Annotated in this window: 15 protein-coding genes and 2 pseudogenes; 13 read left to right on the forward strand and 4 right to left on the reverse strand. The window is 34.9% G+C overall.

The features are described from left to right. Positions 1 to 180: 180 nt before the first annotated feature. The gene (locus AC3E9W_RS09135; RefSeq protein ID WP_456897350.1) at positions 181 to 1,344 is read right to left on the reverse strand and encodes a peptidase associated/transthyretin-like domain-containing protein; all 1,164 of its coding nucleotides are present in this window, start codon (positions 1,342 to 1,344) and stop codon (positions 181 to 183) included. Positions 1,345 to 1,515: 171 nt separating this feature from the next. Then, a complete protein-coding gene (locus tag AC3E9W_RS09140; RefSeq protein ID WP_125719425.1) occupies positions 1,516 to 1,866 on the reverse strand; it encodes a 4Fe-4S dicluster domain-containing protein in 351 nt (116 codons plus the stop codon). A gap of 137 nt (positions 1,867 to 2,003) precedes the next feature. On the opposite strand from AC3E9W_RS09140, the gene AC3E9W_RS09145 reads away from it, so the two are divergent. From AC3E9W_RS09145 to AC3E9W_RS09175, 7 genes are all read left to right on the forward strand, one after another. Continuing rightward, a complete protein-coding gene (locus AC3E9W_RS09145) occupies positions 2,004 to 3,068 on the forward strand; it encodes an acyl-CoA reductase (protein ID WP_488768126.1) in 1,065 nt (354 codons plus the stop codon). 93 nt (positions 3,069 to 3,161) lie between these two features. Next, complete coding sequence (gene serC, locus AC3E9W_RS09150; protein WP_306159721.1) at positions 3,162 to 4,232, forward strand: 3-phosphoserine/phosphohydroxythreonine transaminase; 1,071 nt, start codon at positions 3,162 to 3,164, stop codon at positions 4,230 to 4,232. A gap of 191 nt (positions 4,233 to 4,423) precedes the next feature. Further along, positions 4,424 to 5,374 carry a D-2-hydroxyacid dehydrogenase gene (locus tag AC3E9W_RS09155; RefSeq protein WP_125719419.1) on the forward strand — a complete coding sequence of 317 codons (951 nt, stop codon included), beginning with the start codon at positions 4,424 to 4,426 and terminating at the stop codon, positions 5,372 to 5,374. Between the two features lie 104 nt (positions 5,375 to 5,478). Then, positions 5,479 to 6,042, forward strand: a complete 564-nt coding sequence (locus AC3E9W_RS09160) for a DUF937 domain-containing protein (RefSeq protein WP_456897346.1) — start codon at positions 5,479 to 5,481, stop codon at positions 6,040 to 6,042. Positions 6,043 to 6,300: 258 nt separating this feature from the next. Next, positions 6,301 to 6,738 carry a DUF6146 family protein gene (locus AC3E9W_RS09165; RefSeq protein WP_456897344.1) on the forward strand — a complete coding sequence of 146 codons (438 nt, stop codon included), beginning with the start codon at positions 6,301 to 6,303 and terminating at the stop codon, positions 6,736 to 6,738. Positions 6,739 to 6,770: 32 nt separating this feature from the next. Next, positions 6,771 to 7,073 carry a DUF6787 family protein gene (locus tag AC3E9W_RS09170; protein WP_456897342.1) on the forward strand — a complete coding sequence of 101 codons (303 nt, stop codon included), beginning with the start codon at positions 6,771 to 6,773 and terminating at the stop codon, positions 7,071 to 7,073. Positions 7,074 to 7,460: 387 nt separating this feature from the next. Beyond that, complete coding sequence (locus AC3E9W_RS09175; protein ID WP_488768127.1) at positions 7,461 to 10,202, forward strand: T9SS type A sorting domain-containing protein; 2,742 nt, start codon at positions 7,461 to 7,463, stop codon at positions 10,200 to 10,202. A gap of 43 nt (positions 10,203 to 10,245) precedes the next feature. Here AC3E9W_RS09175 and AC3E9W_RS09180 read toward each other — a convergent pair whose 3' ends face one another. Beyond that, entirely contained in the window at positions 10,246 to 10,551 is a 306-nt protein-coding gene (locus AC3E9W_RS09180) for a hypothetical protein (RefSeq protein WP_306159710.1), read from the reverse strand. A 237-nt stretch (positions 10,552 to 10,788) separates the two neighbouring features. Between AC3E9W_RS09180 and AC3E9W_RS09185 the strand changes: the two are divergent. The 4 genes and pseudogenes from AC3E9W_RS09185 to AC3E9W_RS09200 all read left to right on the forward strand — a co-directional run. Further along, positions 10,789 to 11,001, forward strand: a pseudogene (locus tag AC3E9W_RS09185) (ATP-binding cassette domain-containing protein); the annotation flags it as partial. 216 nt (positions 11,002 to 11,217) lie between these two features. Then, positions 11,218 to 11,667, forward strand: a pseudogene (locus tag AC3E9W_RS09190) (ABC transporter ATP-binding protein); the annotation flags it as partial. Between the two features lie 120 nt (positions 11,668 to 11,787). Further along, positions 11,788 to 12,552, forward strand: a complete 765-nt coding sequence (locus AC3E9W_RS09195) for a TIGR02757 family protein (RefSeq protein WP_306156543.1) — start codon at positions 11,788 to 11,790, stop codon at positions 12,550 to 12,552. 413 nt (positions 12,553 to 12,965) lie between these two features. After that, on the forward strand, positions 12,966 to 14,312 hold the full coding sequence (locus AC3E9W_RS09200; RefSeq protein ID WP_488768128.1) for a DEAD/DEAH box helicase: 1,347 nt from the start codon (positions 12,966 to 12,968) through the stop codon (positions 14,310 to 14,312). 126 nt (positions 14,313 to 14,438) lie between these two features. On the opposite strand, the gene AC3E9W_RS09205 is transcribed toward AC3E9W_RS09200, so the two are convergent. Further along, positions 14,439 to 15,551 carry a lactonase family protein gene (locus AC3E9W_RS09205; RefSeq protein WP_488768129.1) on the reverse strand — a complete coding sequence of 371 codons (1,113 nt, stop codon included), beginning with the start codon at positions 15,549 to 15,551 and terminating at the stop codon, positions 14,439 to 14,441. A 233-nt stretch (positions 15,552 to 15,784) separates the two neighbouring features. Here AC3E9W_RS09205 and AC3E9W_RS09210 point away from each other — a divergent pair, with 233 nt between their 5' ends. Both AC3E9W_RS09210 and AC3E9W_RS09215 read left to right on the forward strand, forming a co-directional pair. Beyond that, on the forward strand, positions 15,785 to 17,713 hold the full coding sequence (locus tag AC3E9W_RS09210) for a BatA domain-containing protein (RefSeq protein WP_488768130.1): 1,929 nt from the start codon (positions 15,785 to 15,787) through the stop codon (positions 17,711 to 17,713). Between the two features lie 157 nt (positions 17,714 to 17,870). After that, a complete protein-coding gene (locus tag AC3E9W_RS09215; protein ID WP_488768131.1) occupies positions 17,871 to 19,121 on the forward strand; it encodes a dihydroorotase in 1,251 nt (416 codons plus the stop codon). The last annotated feature ends 4 nt before the right edge of the window (positions 19,122 to 19,125 follow it).

The following is a 19,125-nucleotide window of genomic DNA, read 5'->3' on the forward strand; positions in this document are numbered from 1 at the left end:
TCTCATTTTTTGTCTTCCTGAGCGGAGTCGAAGGACACGCCAGAAATTCGTCAAAGAGAATCTGCCAATCTTTGCGGGGCTTCGACTCCGCTCAGCCTGACAAAACGAATTCAACCAATTTGACAACAAACAAAAAATCCTGAACTTCACAGTTCAGGATTTTTCTTTTCTATTTATTAATTACAATTTAAACTCTAAAGATGCGATGATAGCTTTTTCTTCATCGGTTGCGGTAAAACCTGAAATGTCCCAATAATTGGTTAGGATTTTATTCTTTTTATTGAAAAGGGATTTCTCTTTAAAAACATCACTTTCTTTATACGTGAAATTTTGTTTGTTAAATCCTGTAGTTATAAAACTGTTTCGAACTTGAATATTTTTCGGTTTTTCTTTTTGAATAATGCTATAGCCGATTTCTTCATTAGAACTCAAAACATAATAATCTGTTCCGTCCCAGCGGTAATTCACTTTCACAAAAGATTTCGTCATATTTTTTTCGCCTTCTTTTGTTTTTTCTTCAATTTTATCAAGATTTAATGGAGTTACCGAAATCGTAAATTCCATAATAAGTTTCTTCAACGGATCATAAATTATCTGAAAATTATCAATTGCCTCTTTCGCTTTATCCAAAGGACTCACAGACATCACATAATAATCCTTATTTGTAGAATGTCCTTTTATGGTAAAATCATATTCTTTTCTTGACTTCGAATCTAAAAGCGGATCAAAATATTTAAAGTTCGAATAATTCTCCATTATATTATTCAAATTATACCCTCTTAAATCGGCACTTATATCGGTTTCCAGAAGTCCGTAAGATCTATTTTGTTCTACAAGCAAAGTGGTCGCATTGTTGTTTTTATCAAACTGAAAATTGACCAATCCGTCATTATAATACGAATATTGATTGTCGAGCATAAAAAACTCTCGCACATACACTTTTTGCCTATGCGAAATGCTGATTTTTTTTATGGAATTGTTGACTAATTTCTGCAGTATTTTGTCTGGAGCTTCTTTAGACAAAACCACTTCATCTAGTTTGTTATCTTTACTTTTAAGATAAATAACAAATTTCTGATCTCCGTTTAGAGAGGTCCAGCGCACCGTTATATCTTCATAATTCGTTTCAGAAACTTGAACATTAGAACCGCCAGTTAGCATAAAGGTTACCTTACCTTCTTCATTGCTCAATAAAATTTGCTTGGTTTTCATTATTACCACTGTCGCATTCTCAATAGGAAGCTGCGTTTCTATATCTTTAACGATAATAGAATATTCTTCGCTTTGCGCAAAAACGCTCATATTTAATAATAATACAGCAAATAAAAGTAGCAATCTCTTCATAGGCGTTTGTTAAATTTTCAACTAAAGTATTATTTTTTTAACAATAAAGCAACAGTCAAAAAAAACAAAACATTCGTTATCAAGAAACTAACTTTTAAAATTACCTGATAACAGGGTAAAAAAAATCCTGAGTAAAAACTCAGGATTATATATTTTAAAGTACACGAGCCATTACTCTCCGTGTAAAAACGATTGTCTTTCTAATAACGTTTCTTCATCTTCAACGTGATCGTCATCTGGCACACAACAGTCAACAGGACAAACAGCAGCACATTGCGGCTCATCGTGGAAACCTTTACATTCTGTACATTTTCCAGGTACTATATAGTAGATTTCGTCAGAAATTGGAGTTTGCGCATCATCAGCGTCAACTTCAGTTCCATCAGGTAATACGATCTTTCCAGAAAGACTTGTTCCGTCTTTATATCTCCAATCATCCGCTCCTTCATATATTGCTGTATTAGGGCATTCTGGTTCGCAAGCCCCACAATTGATACATTCGTCAGTTATAATAATTGCCATCTTTTTCTTCGTTTTGTTAAAAGTTATATAGGTTTTGTAGATTAAAGATTGAAAGATTCAAAACTACTTTGCCTTATAACGTAATATAGCTTATTTTTGTGCAAAATTACAATCAAAACAATTCATAAACAAACATTATGACATTAGAAACAAAAAAAAGTGTTTTTGTTGAATTAGGAAAATTTCTAAGTCAGTTTTCTGAAGGTGCTTCAGCGCCAAAATCTGACGTTTTATATAATGATATTTTCTTTGATGATTTCGAAAATCTGATTCGTTTATCACAATCTCATAATGGATGGTATACGCCAGAACAGGTTTATTTTTCCATACAATCATGGGCAGAAGCCTTAACAGCTGAAAATATTGACAAATGGCTTTCTGCTTATTCTTTTGACTCCGCTCAATCGGGCAAAACGGTTGCTTTAATTTTGGCCGGAAATATTCCGCTTGTAGGGTTTCATGATTTTTTATCTGTTTTAATTACAGGAAATAAAGCTTTAATCAAAACTTCGTCAAACGACCAGCATTTATTGCCGTTTTTGGCTAAATATTTAATTGCTGTTGATGAAAATTTAAAAGACAGCATCACTTTCGTAGAAGGAAAACTAGAAAACTTCGATGCTGTAATTGCAACTGGAAGTAATAATACTGCTCGTTATTTTGAATATTATTTTAAAGACAAACCGTCGATTATTCGAAAAAACAGAAACTCTGCTGCGATTTTAACTGGAAAAGAAACCAACGAAGAATTGGAAGCTTTAGGAGAAGATATTTTTAGATATTTTGGTTTAGGATGCCGAAATGTTTCTAAACTTTTCATTCCGAAAGAGTATTCTTTTGAGGCTTTTTTTCAAGCTATGTTTAAATATCAAGATGTCATTCATTATGAAAAATACGCTAACAATTATGACTATAATAAAGCCGTATTTTTAATGAGTAACTTCAAATTATTAGATAACGGTTTTTTGACTTTAAAAGAAGATTCAAGCTACGCCTCGCCTATCTCGAGTGTTTTTTATGAGTATTACGACAGCCTTGAAGAACTTGAAAAACGTCTTCAGGAAGATGCAGATCAAATTCAATGCATTGTCAGCAGCAATTTAACTGCAAATAGTATTGCATTTGGAGAAACGCAAAAACCTCAATTGTGGGATTACGCAGATAATGTCGATACTATAACGTTTTTGTTAACAACAAAGTAATAATTTGTTTAATTATTTCGAATATTTTAACGCTTTTTCGGCTCTTATTGCCGAAATTTGCGTCTTTAAAATTTTCGACTATTAACAACAACCATGAAAAAACACAACTACAGCGCAGGACCAAGTATTTTACCTCAGGAAGTTTTTGAGAAGGCATCAAAAGCAATTTTAAATTTTAATGATTCAGGGTTATCTATCCTTGAAATCTCGCACCGAAGCAAAGATTTCGTTGCTGTTATGGAGGAAGCTCGTTCCCTTGCTTTAGAATTATTAGGACTTCAGGGAAAAGGTTATCAGGCTTTATTTTTACAAGGTGGTGCCAGTACAGCATTCTTAATGGCTCCATATAACTTAATGAAAGAAAACGGAAAAGCAGCTTATTTAGATTCAGGAACGTGGGCAACTGCGGCTATCAAAGAAGCTAAACTTTTCGGTGAAACTGTTGTCGTAGCTTCTTCAAAAGAAGACAATTATACTTACGTTCCAAAAGGATACGAAATTCCAGCTGATGCTGATTATTTCCACTGTACTAGCAACAATACGATCTTTGGAACTCAAATGAAAGAATTCCCATCAACTAATGTTCCAGTTGTATGCGATATGAGTTCTGACATTTTTTCACGTGAATTAGATTTTTCTAAATTCGATATCATCTATGCTGGAGCTCAAAAAAATATGGGACCTGCAGGAACTACATTAGTGGTAATTAAAGAAGAAATCTTAGGCAAAAACGGAAGAACAATTCCTAGTATGCTAGATTACGCTAAACACATCAAAGGAGAAAGTATGTACAATACTCCACCTGTATTTGCTGTTTACGTTTCTCTTTTAACTTTACAATGGATTAAAGAAAAAGGAGGAATTGCTGCTGTTGAGAAATTAAACAACGCTAAAGCTGAATTACTTTACGCTGAAATCGACAGAAACCCATTGTTTAAAGGCGCTGCAAAAGTTGAAGACCGTTCTAACATGAACGTTACTTTCTTATTGAACAACCCAGAGCACACAGAAACTTTTGACGCTTTATGGAAAGCAGCAAACATTTCTGGATTGCCAGGACACCGTTCTGTTGGTGGTTACAGAGCTTCTATCTACAACGCTATGCCAATTGAAAGCGTTCAGGTTTTAGTTGATGTAATGAAAGCTTTAGAAACTAAAGTTTAGTTTTCAGCTTACACAAAAACAGCAACCGAAGACAGGTGCCCTAGCCCCGATAGAAGTGGAAATCCTTTTTTGTTTTTTCTTTAAAAACAAAAAAGATTGTAACGGATAGCGGGATTAGCTCCTAATAAAAAAAAGAAAAATTAAAATTGAGGATGAGATTGCTTCGTTCCTCGCAAAGACATAACACAACAATGAAAGTATTAGCAAATGACGGAATTTCTAAAAGCGGAATTCTAGCCTTAGAAAAAGGTGGTTTTGAAGTTATCACTACAAAAGTAGCTCAAGAACAAGTAGCTAACTATATAAATGAAAACAATATTGACGTAATTTTAGTTCGTAGTGCAACTAAAGTTCGTAAAGATATTATCGATGCTTGTCCAGGCATCAAAATCATCGGTCGTGGTGGTGTTGGTATGGATAATATCGATGTGGATTATGCAAAAGGCAAAGGAATTCACGTAATCAATACTCCTGCTTCATCTTCAGAATCTGTTGCAGAATTAGTATTCGGACACTTATTTTCTGGTGTGCGTTTTTTACATGATTCTAACAGAAACATGCCTCTTGAAGGAGATTCAAACTTTGACGGTTTGAAAAAAGCTTACGCAAACGGAACGGAATTAAGAGGTAAAACTTTAGGTATTGTTGGTATTGGTCGTATCGGACAAGCTACTGCAAAAATGGCTCTTGGTTTAGGAATGAAAGTTATCGCTGCTGATAGCTTTATTCCAGAGGTTGACATTAAAGTTGAATTTTTCGACGGACAGTCAATTACAACTAAAATCGTTTCTCAATCTTTAGAATCTTTATTTAAAGAATCTGATTTCATCACATTGCACGTTCCTGCTCAAAATGGTTACATCATTGGAGAAAAAGAACTTGAAATCATGAAAGACGGAGTTGGTATCGTAAACTGTGCTCGTGGTGGAGTTATCGACGAAGTTGCTTTAGTTAAAGCTTTAGATTCAGGAAAAGTAGCTTTCGCAGGTTTAGACGTTTTTGAAAGCGAACCAAAACCAGAAATGGCAATCTTAATGCACTCTAAAATCTCTTTGACTCCTCACATTGGAGCAGCTACAGGAGAAGCACAAGATAGAATTGGAACGGAATTAGCTTCACAAATTATTACTTTATTAAGCTAAGTAATTAAAAAATAGATTACCTTTAGAGGGATTTACCACTTATTTGTAGTAAATCCCTTTCTTTTTTTATTAAATTTGGCGTGTAATTTTAAACCTTATATATTATGTTTGAACAATTGACCCAATTAGTACAGCAATATGGAGGCGATGCTGTTGTAAACAATAACGCTGTCCCAAATGAGCATAATGAAGCCGTAATAAGCGAAACAAGCAATTCTATTTTTGAAGGATTAAAAAAGATTGTTTCTGAAGGCGGAACCGATCAGATTGCTGGCTTATTTAATGGAAATACAGCGATTGACAGTTCTAATCCGGTAGTACAACAAATTCAGCAGCAATTAAGCGGCAGTCTTGGCCAAAAATTCGGATTAAGCAGTGCAGACTCAAACGGAGTTGCTTCTAATTTGATTCCGCAGATTTTAGGCTCTTTAGTGAATAAAGCCAAAGATCCAAACGATAGCAGTTTTCAAATTTCAGATATAATAAGTGCTATTTCCGGAAACAGCGGACAAGCTTCTGGAATAATGGATACCATCTCTAAATACGGAATGCAATTTGGACTTGACCAAAACAATGACGGAAAAGTAGACGTGGCAGATGTACTTGTAGTCACCAAAAGCAAAGGAGGAATCGCCGGATTTATCGGGAAGATATTTGGAGGGAAGTAGCCTTCTAAGGTTCTAAGCCTCTAAGGCGCTAAGCTACTGAGCTTCTAAGCTTCTAAGTCCATGAGATTTTAAGTAAAATATTTAAAGCTGTTTGCAATGCAAACAGCTTTTTTTTATCTAAAAAAAAAAAAGCCGTATTCCAGACTTTAGAAGCTCAGAAACTAAAAAAGCTTAGAAACTTAGCACCTTAGAAGCTTAGTATCTTAGAATGATGTTAAACCCTATTCTCCTCTCGTCAAATATTCGTAAATTTAAAACATGAAAAAATGCATTTCCATACTAATTGTTTTACTTACTATTGTCGCGTGTTCTACGGCATCGAAGAATATTGCCAGTTCTGATACTGCTACATCAATTAAAAAAGGAAATGATACCGTGAGAATCGCAAATGATTCATTAGAATACGAAGTCATTATAATCGACAACGGATTCACAAACTGGCTTGCTTCTCGAGCTTATCCTAGAAACTATCATTCATTATCTTATCTTGAAAATAAAAACAATTTGTATGTAACAGAATGGAATAATCGTGTTTTACAGCCACAGCGTTATAATCCAAATTTATACGAAATGTCAATTGACTACCGTCCAGACATTCATTACGGCTATGAGGTAAATTACTTAATTTACAATTACATGATTTATTTTCAAAATACTTACAAACAAAAGCTTTGGGGCTATGTTCCATCAAGATAATAATACTATATTTGTAATCATTACAAATAGCAATGAATAGATTAAAAAAACGTTGGGGAATTACCTCCAATTTACAAGCCGTCATTATACTTATCGTTTTTGCCATCACAGGATCGGCATCTGCTTGGCTGTCTAAACCTTTCTGCATTTGGCTTGGAATTACTAAAGAAGATTTCGGAGGCTGGTTTACACTGATTCGCCTTATTATTATTTTCCCTATTTATCAGGTTTTATTAGTTGCCATCGGAACTATTTTTGGGCAGTATAAATTCTTTTGGAACTTCGAAAAGAAAATGCTTAAAAATATGGGACTTGGATTTTTATTCAAAGACTAATTCTACTTTATTTCTTTCTTTTTAATTAAAACCGTTCTGGTAAGATTTTCCTTTAATCTTAAATTTTCGATTTAATTTATATTTTTTCTCGAAATGCACTTTTATTGAATGCATTTTTATCAACCCTAGCATTTATCAGATATTAAGTCTTCAAAAAATTAGCATTTAAAAAACATATTACATTTTTTAAATACCTTTTCTGTAATAATCCGGCAAGCAGAACAGGATGGTGCAGGATAGTTTTATTTGACGTAATAACAAACTTTACAATAGTTAGCGAGACTACTTAAAACTGATAATCAGTTGTTTAGTTTTTCTAATTAAAGTTATTACTTACTAACCAAACCACAATTTGACATGCTGAAAAATTACTTTAAAATCTCCGTAATGGCGACGATAATTTGTCTCATTGCACCAATCAACAAGATTTTTGCCCAAAATCCGATTGTAAAAATTGACTTTGATCAGTCAGCAAGACCTAAAGCCGAAGTAAATGACCCTGATTACACCGCTTGGGTAATCGCTTCTGGCAACACCAACACTTATACCGAAAACGGCATTACTTTTACAGTTAATCGTGTTGGAAACAATGGAGATAACTTAGGAACCAATTGGTACAAAGCCGGAATTCAAGCTCCGTATTATGCTAGATTGGTCTGCGACGGACTTACGGTAAAAGGCTCAACCGCAAATCTCGGCGCTCAAATCGAAATTAGAATAAGAGGACTAGCAACGGGAGAACACACTTTATTAGCCTTTTTTAATAATGTAGACAGTCCGACAACCAATACTTTCAGTCCGATTGATATTTCTGTAGATGGAAATTTAGTGGTTGATAATTTGATTCCAACTGTAAGAGCAACCAAAACTGCTGATGCCCAATCTGCTTATTTAAAATTTGAAGCTACTGCAGGAACCGATGTTGTGATTCTAATGGCTGCAGAAACTTCAGGAACAGAAAATATTAAAAACTTCGTGCTAAATGGTTTTGAATTAAATACGCCTAATATTTTTTATCAGGCCACAAATCCAAATCCGAAGCAAAACGATGAACATGTCGAATTAACATCTGGCGGAAAAGTATTGCAATGGACTGCTGCCGCAAATGCGGTTTCACATAATGTTTATTTTGGAACTGACCAGGCAGCCGTTGATAATGCGACGACATCATCTCCAGAATATAAAGGAAACCAAGCTCTAGCCAATACTTCTTATCAAGTAAACGGATTGTACACTGGAGAAACTTATTTTTGGCGTGTTGACGAAGTTTTAGCAAATGGAGTCGAAAAAGGAAATGTTTGGCGTTTTCGTCCTGCACAGCTTGCTTTTCCAGAAGCGGAAGGCTACGGCCGTTTTGCACGTGGCGGACGAGGCGGAAAAGTTGTAGCGGTTACCAATTTAAATGACAGCGGACCAGGAAGTTTCCGAGAAGCTGTTACCAATGATATCGGTCCAAGAACCATTGTTTTTAATACTTCGGGAGTAATTCAACTGCAATCTCGTTTAGTTCTTAGCCAACCGTATGTTACCGTTGCTGGGCAAACCGCTCCTGGAAAAGGAATTACAATTCGTTCGGCTCCATTTGGCGTGACAGGAAACGACGCGATTGTACAAAATCTAAGAGTGAGACTCGGCGCTGGACCAACGTATGACGGAATGGGATTAACAGGCGCAGACAATAGTATTATTGACCACTGCTCTATCAGCTGGACGATTGATGAATCTTTCAGTTCACGATCTGGAAAAAACATTACGCTACAAAGAACTCTTATATCTGAAGCATTAAACGCAGCAAACCATCAAAATTATCCAGCAGGAACAGAACACGGTTATGCGGCTACAATTGGCGGAGATATCGGAAGTTTCCATCATAATTTATTGGCACATTGCTACGGCCGAAACTGGAGTCTTGGCGGCGGACTAGACGGAAGCGGTGCGTACACAGGAAAAATGGACATCACCAACAATGTTGTTTACAACTGGGGCGGAAGAACAACCGACGGCGGAACCAAAGAAGTGAACTTTGTAAATAATTATTACAAACCAGGCGCTGGATCTAAAATATTTGTTGCTTTTAATCAGCAAAACGAAGGAGTTGGAACTGGAATGCAAAGATGCTATTTTAACGGAAATGTGATGCCGGGCTATTTCGATGAATCGAATCAGACTTTAGGAAGAAAAGCTTCTGGCAATACCGTTCCTTACAACAACTTCGTAGACGCACCGTTTTTCCCATCGTACGTAACGACGCAATCGGCAAAAAATGCGTATAAAATTGTACTTTCTGATGTTGGATGCACACAACCTGAATTTGACGATCACGATCAGCGAATTATTTCAGAAACTCTAAACGGCACTTATTCTGCAGTTGGAAGCGTAACAGGAAAACCTGGATTCCCAGATAACGAAGCAGACGTTGGAGGTTTTGAAGATTATCCAACTGTAGTTAGACCTCAAAACTGGGACAGCGATCAAGATGGATTGCCAAACTGGTGGGAAAATATAATTGGAACCAATGTAAATTCTGGAATTGGTGATTTCTCAGATGCAAATGCTGATCCTGATTTAGATGGTTACACCAATCTGGACAAATATTTACAATGGATGTCTGAACCTCATTATGATGCTGTTTTAGGAAACAAAATTTATATTGATATTCAAAAATTATCTAGAGGTTTTACAAGCGGAGTATCTTATTCTCTATCTCAGGTAGTAAATGGAAACGCAACGTTGTCTGGAAACACTGTCGAATTTAAACCAAACGCAAAAGGTTTATGCTCTTTCAAATTTACGGTTACAGATTCTGAAGGCGGAACAATGACACGAAAAGTAAATGTACTTAGCGGTTATTCAACTTCTCCTATAAATGAAGTAATCAAAGATCTGATCGACAGCTTTAAAGTATGGCCAGTACCAAACACAGGAAATTTCTCGATTTTACTAGATGTTGATGTAGATGAAGCCGAACTTAGAATTTACGATATTTTTGGAAGAGAAATTCAAAAACGAACTATAAGCGGACAAACACAGGAAAATATTTCCATAAATAAAAAAGGGGTTTACATCTTAAAAGTGACAGATCCAGACACCAGAAAAATTTTATACCTCAAAAAAGTTATTATCCAATAAGTTTCAAACAAAAAGGCAGCTAAAAAATTAAGCTGCCTTTGTTTTATTGTTCCTTAAATTCTTTGGGCTGTCGCGTAAAGAAATAAGTATAAAGCCAAGTTAAGGTAAAAGACGGAATCACATCTGTAAAAGGAATAATCTCTTCCAGAAAAGTCAGCACACTCGCAACCTTCCCTACTCGTCCTTTATACATTTTTGCCATAATTATCGCGGCGATGGGCGCCCAGACCACATCTGAAAATTCACCCAAAAACGGAATCGAGAAAGAAATCATTCCAATTCCATCCAAAGCCAATCCGATTAGTAATTTTGACATTCTGTTATCTTCTACAACTTCTAAATCTTGCATAACACATTCATTTTTAAGTTAATCGAAATTAAAAAATTATTTACGAAACTGTATTATTTCTTTCTTAAATTTAATTTCCATTATTCCCATATCAATTTGCGTACCGATTTTAGATTTTAGATTTTAGATTTAAAAAAAGCTTCGCTTTTTTGGAATTTGGGATTTCAAAAATTGGAATTTAAAAACATTGTGATTTTGACCATAATCTTCGTTTCTTTGTAAAAACAGTTTCACTACATGATACACGCAAAAAACATACATAAATTTTACGACAAACTTGAAGTTTTAAAAGGAGTCGATTTACATATTAAAAAGGGCGAAATTGTTTCTATCGTTGGTGCTTCTGGTGCTGGAAAAACGACTTTGTTGCAAATCTTAGGAACTTTAGACAAGCCAGATCATAATCCAGATTCGTCTCTGACGATCAATGGAAAAAATGTTTTAGAATTGCAGAACGTCAAAAACGAAAGCTCGAATCAAGAAAAAGCGTTCAAAATTATCACTTGGTTAGGAACTTTATATTTTGTTTTATTAGCTGTATTTGTATTGTTTTTTAGAAACAAAATAGAAAACGACATTTTCGGTTACGGGACATGGGCGGTAATACTCCTGCCTACTCTTCTATTAGCTATTTACTACAGCCGCTACTTTAAAAAGAAAAGCAAACAAGATAAAGTTCTATCCGATTTCAGAAACTTAAATTTAGGATTCATTTTTCAATTTCATCAGCTTTTACCTGAGTTTACAGCACTAGAAAACGTTTGTATTCCGGCTCACATTGCAGGTAAAAAAACAGCCGAAACAGAAGAAGAAGCAAAAAAACTTTTAAGCTATCTTGGACTTTCGCACAGAATCAATCATAAACCAAGCGAACTTTCGGGCGGTGAGCAGCAGCGTGTTGCAGTTGCAAGAGCTTTAATCAACAAACCAGATGTCATTTTTGCCGACGAACCTTCTGGAAACCTAGATACACATTCAGCAGAAAACCTGCATCAGCTGTTTTTTCAGCTTCGAGACGAGTTCGGACAGACGTTTGTCATTGTAACCCACAACGAAGAATTGGCAAACATGGCCGATAGAAAATTAGTTATGGTCGACGGACAGATTAGTAATTAAGTTAATCAGGAGCTATTTCCTGCTGTCCGCTATATCTTTTCCTGGCTAAAGAAGCCAGAAAAAGGATGCCGCTCCCATCAGGGCTAGGGCACTCAAATTCATCAGAAGATTTGATTTAAAATGAACCAAAAAGAACTCAAAGAATTTCTAGACGAAAAAGTCATTCAATATAACAATCAGGATTTTATAGAAAGTGATCCTGTTCAGATTCCGCATCTTTTTACTCAAAAAGAAGATATCGAAATTGCTGGTTTTCTAAGCGCTTCAATCGCTTGGGGAAACCGTAAAATGATTATCAAAAATTCACACAAAATGATGGAATTGATGGGCAACACACCTTACGATTTCGTTATGTCACATTCTGATGAAGATTTGGCCAAACTGGAAACTTTTGTGCACAGAACTTTCAACGGACATGATTTTGCTGGTTTCATAAAAGGCTTAAAACATATCTATCAAAACCACAACGGATTAGAAAATGTTTTTGCAAAAAATCAGGAAAAAGATAGCTTACAGAAAAGCATCAGCGAATTCAAAAAAATATTCTTCGAAACAGATCATTTAGCGAGAACTCAAAAACACATTTCAGATCCGTTAAACAATTCAGCAGCCAAAAGAATCAATATGTACCTGCGCTGGATGGTGCGCCAAGATGCAAAAGGAGTCGATTTAGGAATCTGGAAAACTATTTCGCCTTCTGCATTATCTTGTCCCCTCGATGTTCATTCGGGAAATGTTGCACGTAAACTTGGAATTCTTTCGCGAAAGCAAAACGATGCAAAAGCATTAGCAGAATTAGATTTAGCACTTCGCAAAATGGATGCTTCAGATCCTGTAAAATACGATTTTGCTTTGTTTGGGTTAGGGGTTTTTGAAGGGTTTTAAAGACACTTTATTACTTCTATCAATATAACTAACGCCCCTATTTGTCATCCTGATGAAGGAAGGATCACACTAGAAAATCCGCGAAGTAATAGACAATTTTTCGAAGTTTTTTGCCAGAATTGTTTTTCGCCACGAATTCCCGAATTTTTATCTAACCAATTCGTGAATTCGTGGCGGAGAATCTGTAAGTTGTTTTTTAGCCATAAATTACACGAATTTCTTTCTAATTTAATTTATGAATTAACGGTTAAAAAAATCATTGTCAGGCTGAGCGGAGTCGAAGCCCGCGTTCCAATCGGCACGCCCTTCTCCCGAAGCTTCTGGATCGCTCAGGGTGACAAAAAGACATCTAAAATTACAAAATCAACAAAAAACCATGAATTTAACGTACATTTGCACAAAATTTAAAGCAAATGAGCACTTTCGAAAAATTTAATCTTCCAAAATCATTACAAAAAGCAGTTGACGAATTAGGATTTGTTACGCCTACTCCTATTCAAGAAAAATCTTTTTCTGTAATCATGTCTGGACGTGATATGATGGGAATTGCACAAACTGGAACCGGTAAAACATTTGCTTATTTACTGCCTCTTTTAAAGCTTTACAAATTTACGCATACCAATACGCCAAAAATCGTTATTCTAGTTCCAACTCGTGAATTAGTAGTTCAGGTGGTTGAAGAAGTGGAAAAACTGACTACCTATATGTCGGTTAAAACTTTAGGTATTTATGGAGGTGTAAACATCAATACACAAAAGAAAGCTGTTTACGAAGGTGTTGACATTTTAGTTGGAACGCCTGGACGTACAATGGATTTGGCTCTTGACGCTGTAGTTCGTTTTGACGAAACTCAAAAACTGGTTATTGACGAGTTTGACGAAATGCTGAATTTAGGTTTCAGACCACAGCTAACAGCTCTTTTTGCAATGATGAAAACTAAACGTCAAAATATTTTGTTCTCTGCAACGATGACAGATGAAGTTGATGATTTATTAAATGATTATTTCGATTTTCCAGAAGAAGTTACTCTAGCTCCATCAGGAACTCCACTTGAAAAAATTACACAGCTTACTTATAACGTTCCAAATTTCAATACCAAAGTAAATCTTTTAAAACATTTACTGGAAACTGATGAAAGCATGAGCCGTATTTTGGTTTTCGTAAATAACAAAAAGATTTCAGATATGCTTTTCAATCGTATTGATGAGCTTTTTGAAGGCCAATTTGGTGTAATTCACTCCAATAAATCTCAAAATTACCGTTTGAGTACAATGGCTGAATTTCAAGAAGGAAATTTGCGCGGTTTAATTACAACCGACGTTATGGCGAGAGGTTTGGATATTTCTAACATCACACACGTCATTAACTTTGAACTTCCAGAAGAACCAGAATTGTACATGCACAGAATTGGTCGTACAGGTCGTGCAGATGCAACGGGAACTGCGATAAGTTTTGTTACGCCAAGAGAAGAAGAATTCAAAATAGAAACTGAACTTTTAATGGATCAGGAGCTTGAAATCGCTGATTTCCCTGAAGAAGTTGAGATCTCAGAAAAACTGATCGAAGCTGAAAAAGACAAATTGCCAAGAAAGTTTTTAATGAAAAAACCAAAACTTGAAGGTGACGGCGCTTTTCACGAAAAATCAAAAAAGAACCAAAAAATCAATCTTGGAGGTCCTTCCAAAACGAAGAAAAAAACTCACGGTTCTGTCAACAGAAATATGTTGAAGACAAGAAATGAGAAGAAGAAAAAAAAATAACAAGTGTTTTTTTTAGTCACAAAGGTTCAAAGTAACAAAGTGACAAAGTAATAAAAAAGGCTCAAAAGCGCAGATTTAAAACCTCTGTTACTTTGAGCCTTTGTTACTTTGAACCTTTAAAAAGAACTATATTTTCGTAAACACCAATCCCACTGGCGAACACATCTGAATTCTTCTGCCAGTATCTGTCAGTTTTCCTGTTGCGATATCTCTTTTAAAAATAACTATATCATTAGTATATTGATGACCTACTAAAACGTAATTTCCTGTTGGGTCAATTGCAAAATCACGAGGACCTTTTCCTAATGTGCTTTGCTGTTCTACCAATTCTAACGCTCCTGTTTTTAGAATTTTGTAAACTGAAATAGAATTTGCATCTACACGATCTGTAAGGTATAAAAAGTTTCCGTCTGGCGAAAGTTTGATTGCCGCAGCTCCCGTTCCTCCTTTAAAATCTTTTGGAAGAATACTTGTTTCTGCTACTACTTTTAAACTTCCTGATTTATCATAGCTTAAGGTCGTCAAAGTTCCGTCTAGTTCTTGAACTAAATACACAAATTTTCCGTCTTTACTAAAAGTCAAATGTCTTGGACCGCTTCCTGGTTTTACATCAACACTTCCTTTTAGCGTTAGAATTTCGTTTTTAGCCGCTGGATTGTATTTATAAATAAACACTTTATCCAAACCTAAATCATTCGAAAGCACAAACTTTTTATCTGGAGAAAAAACAACCATGTGCACGTGTGCTTTTTCCTGACGCGCCGCATTTGGCCCTTTTCCTTCGTGCTGAATTAACTGCTGTACTTCTGTAATGCTTCCGTCAGTATTTTTCTTAAAAACCGCGATGCTTCCGCCAGAATAATTGGCAGCGATTACATGTTTATCATCATTTATTAAATGACACGGATCTGCTCCTAAAGCATCATTTTTATTTAAAAGGCTAACTTTTCCAGATTGAGAATCGTACGAAAAAGAACTTACAGTACTCTGCGTCCCATTTTCATTTACTGCATAAATAAATTTATTATCAGCAGAAACTGAAAGATAACTCGGACTTACAACATTCTCAGAAGAGCTTTTTAATTTATACTCACCTGTAGAAGCGTCGAATTCATAGACATAAATCCCATTGCTTTGGCAGGTATTGGTGTAAGTACCAACTAATAAATTAAATTTATTTTGAGCCTTTACCGCGGTTATTGATAAAGCTGAAAATAAGACTAGATATATTTTTTTCATAGTTTGTTTTTTGAATTAGCTAAAATAAGCAATAAAATCGTTTCGAAATCACATCTTCTACACAAGAAATTACAAAAGTTACATTTTTTGATGTTTTTTAAACCATATAAGTTCATGTAAGTTATTGAAGCATTCTTAATTCTTAATTCTTAATTCTTTAATAATCTCTTCCCCGAACTTATATGGTTTAAAATAATTTAATTCGTACTTTTGACAAGTAAATCGAAGCCAGAATGCATTTTAAACATCCCGAGATTCTATACTTTCTGTTTTTATTGATCGTTCCAATTCTGGTTCACTTATTTCAATTAAGACGATTTAAAACTTCTTATTTCACCAATGTTCGATTCTTAAAAGAACTTGCTATTCAGACTCGTAAGAGCTCTAAAATAAAAAAGCGACTTTTATTAGCCACACGTTTACTATTGCTTACTTGTGCGATTATTGGATTTGCACAGCCTTTTTTTGAAGCTGCCGACAGTAAGAACGCTTCTAACGAAATGTATATTGTTCTAGACAATTCTTTCAGTATGCAGGCAAAAGGCAAAAAAGGAGAATTATTAAAAAGAGCCGTTCAGGAATTGCTAGAAAACACTCCAGAAAACGCCCAATTCTCACTTTTAACCAATACCGAAAACTTTTGGAATACCGATATCAAATCATCTAAAAGTGCTTTACAAAACTTAAAATACAGCGCTTCTTCTTTCGATCTTTCGGCCATTACAGCAAAAATAAAAGCGCACAAATCGGCTCATAAAAAAGATATAGTTATTATTACAGATGCTGTTGGGTTACAAGAAGCAGCTATTAAAAGTATAGATTTTGACGAAAAACCCTATTTCATAGTTCCCGAAGCAGAACAGAAAAATAACATTTCGATTGATAGCGTATACATCAATCAGACATTAGAAAACTTCTACGAAATTGGAATTAATTTATCGGCTTATGGCGAAGATTTTAAGCCTGTTTCGACAGCTCTTTACAATCAAAACAAATTAATCGCTAAAACGATTGTCAATTTTGACACGAAGAAAAAGAAAATCAACTTTACGATTCCAAAAGAGGCTTTTCATGGTTATGTTGCGATTGAAGACAATGGACTAACTTATGACAATAAATTGTTTTTCAGCATTTCTAAAAACAAAAAAACGAACGTTATTAGCATTGGGGAACCAGAAAAAAGCAATTTCTTATCGAGAATTTATACTTCTGGCGAATTCAACTATAACAATTACTCGATTGGCGCTTTAGATTACAATAGTTTAGAAAAACAAAATACGATTATTTTAAATGAGCTAATTGACATTCCGCAAGCATTGCAGACAACTTTAAAAGCTTTTGTTTCTAAAGGAGGAAATTTGGTTGTAATTCCGTCTGAGAAAAGTTCGCTTTCAAGTTTGAATGCTTTGTTGGGCCAGTTTGGAAAAATTCAATTCGAAAATTTACAAACCAACAGCAAATTAATCACGAAAATCAATTTTGATCATCCTTTATTTTCAGGAGTTTTCGAAAATAAAATAACCAATTTCCAATATCCGAAAGTAAACAGTTCGTTTGCTGTTTCAAGTCCGTATCCGGCTGTGCTCTCATTTGAAGATCAGACTGCTTTTGTAGCATCGGTTCAAAATCAAGTTTCTGGAATAACGGTTTTTACAGCGCCAATAAATAGTGCTAATTCTAATTTTCAACAATCGCCTTTAATTGTTCCTTTGTTTTATAAAATCGCTCAGAACAATCAGAAGACTGGTGTAAATGCTTTGACAATTGGAAATAATCAGCCTTATTTTGTAGATGTTTTACTGACTAAAGATGCCATTTTAGAAGTAAAAGGAACTGAAGATTCTTTTATTCCAATTCAGCAAATTTTAAATAATAAGGTCAAACTAACCTTTAATGATTTTCCTGAAACCGCTGGAAATTATAGCATTTTTGATAAAAAACAACAGGTTGAAAATATCAGTTTTAATTACAAAAGAACCGAAAGCGATTTGAGTCAGGTAAACACCAATGTGGTTTCTGATTTTAAAACTGCCGATACCATTTCGACCATTTTTAATACACTACAAACAGAGCGAACTGACAGCCAAATTTGGAAATGGTTTGTTATCTTTGCACTGTTATTTTTAGCATTAGAAATGGCAATTATAAAATTTGTAAAGTGATTTTTTTTTGACCATTAAGGTATTAAGATTATTAAGTATTTTCCTTTATGATCTTATTTCAAATACCCAGACAATTAAGCTCCTTTCTTTATGACCTTAATTTCTTAATGGTAGAAAACAAAACATTTAATGTTTGAATAAAATAAATATTTAAAATATGAAACTAATCATCAAAAGCGCCAAAATTATCGACTCCAAAAGTCCGTTTCACAATCAGACCGTTGATCTTTTAATTGCAGATGGTTTAATAGAAAAAATAGGAGTTTCACTTCCAAACGATGATGCTGAAGTAGTGCGATTTGACAATCTTCATGTTTCTCAAGGATGGTTTGACAGCAGTGTTTCGCTTGGAGAGCCAGGTTATGAAGACAGAGAAACTATTGCAAACGGATTGAATGTTGCAGCAAAAAGCGGCTTTACAGCAATCGCCTTACAACCCAATTCTTTACCGATTATCGACAACCAATCTCAGGTAAATTTTGTGAAAAATAAAGCAAACGGTTTTGCAACAGAAATTTTTCCAATTGGCGCTTTGACTAAAGCCAGCGAAGGAAAGGATATGGCAGAACTTTTTGATATGAAAAATGCGGGAGCAATCGCTTTTGGAGATTACAACAAAAGTATTGACAATGCCAATATTCTAAAAATTGCTTTGCAATATGTGCAGGATTTTGACGGATTGGTAATCGCTTATTCGCAAGATCCGAACATTAAAGGAAATGGTGTTGCAAACGAAGGAATTGTTTCTACGAGATTAGGATTAAAAGGAATTCCGAATTTAGCAGAAGAACTTCAAATTTCGAGAAACTTATTTTTACTACAATATACGGGCGGAAAACTTCATATCCCGACCATTTCTACCGCAAAATCGGTTGAATTAATTAGAGAAGCGAAAGCCAAAGGATTACATGTAACATGCAGCGCTTCTGTACATCATTTAGTTTTAACTGATGAAAAACTGGACGGATTTGACACTCGTTTTAAAGTTACGCCTCCGCTAAGAACTGAAGTAGACAAACAAGCTTTACTGAATGGAGTTGCCGACGGGACAATCGATATGATTACATCTGACCACAACCCTATTGATATTGAATTCAAAAAAATGGAATTTGATACCGCTAAAAATGGAACTATTGGTTTAGAAAGTGCTTTTGCTGCATTATTAACGGTTTTACCTGTAGAAACAATTGTAGCAAAATTAACAGCTGCAAGAACTGTTTTCGGTTTAGAAAACCATACAATTGAAGAAGGTGCAAAAGCAAATTTGAGCTTGTTTACAACAGAAGGGAAATCAACTTTTACGAAAGAAAATATTCTTTCAAAATCTAAAAATTCTGCTTTCTTAGGAACTGAAATTAAAGGTTCTGTCTACGGAATTTTAAATCAAAATCAACTAGTTACAAAATAATACA

The organism is Flavobacterium sp. 38 (genome assembly GCF_057799715.1).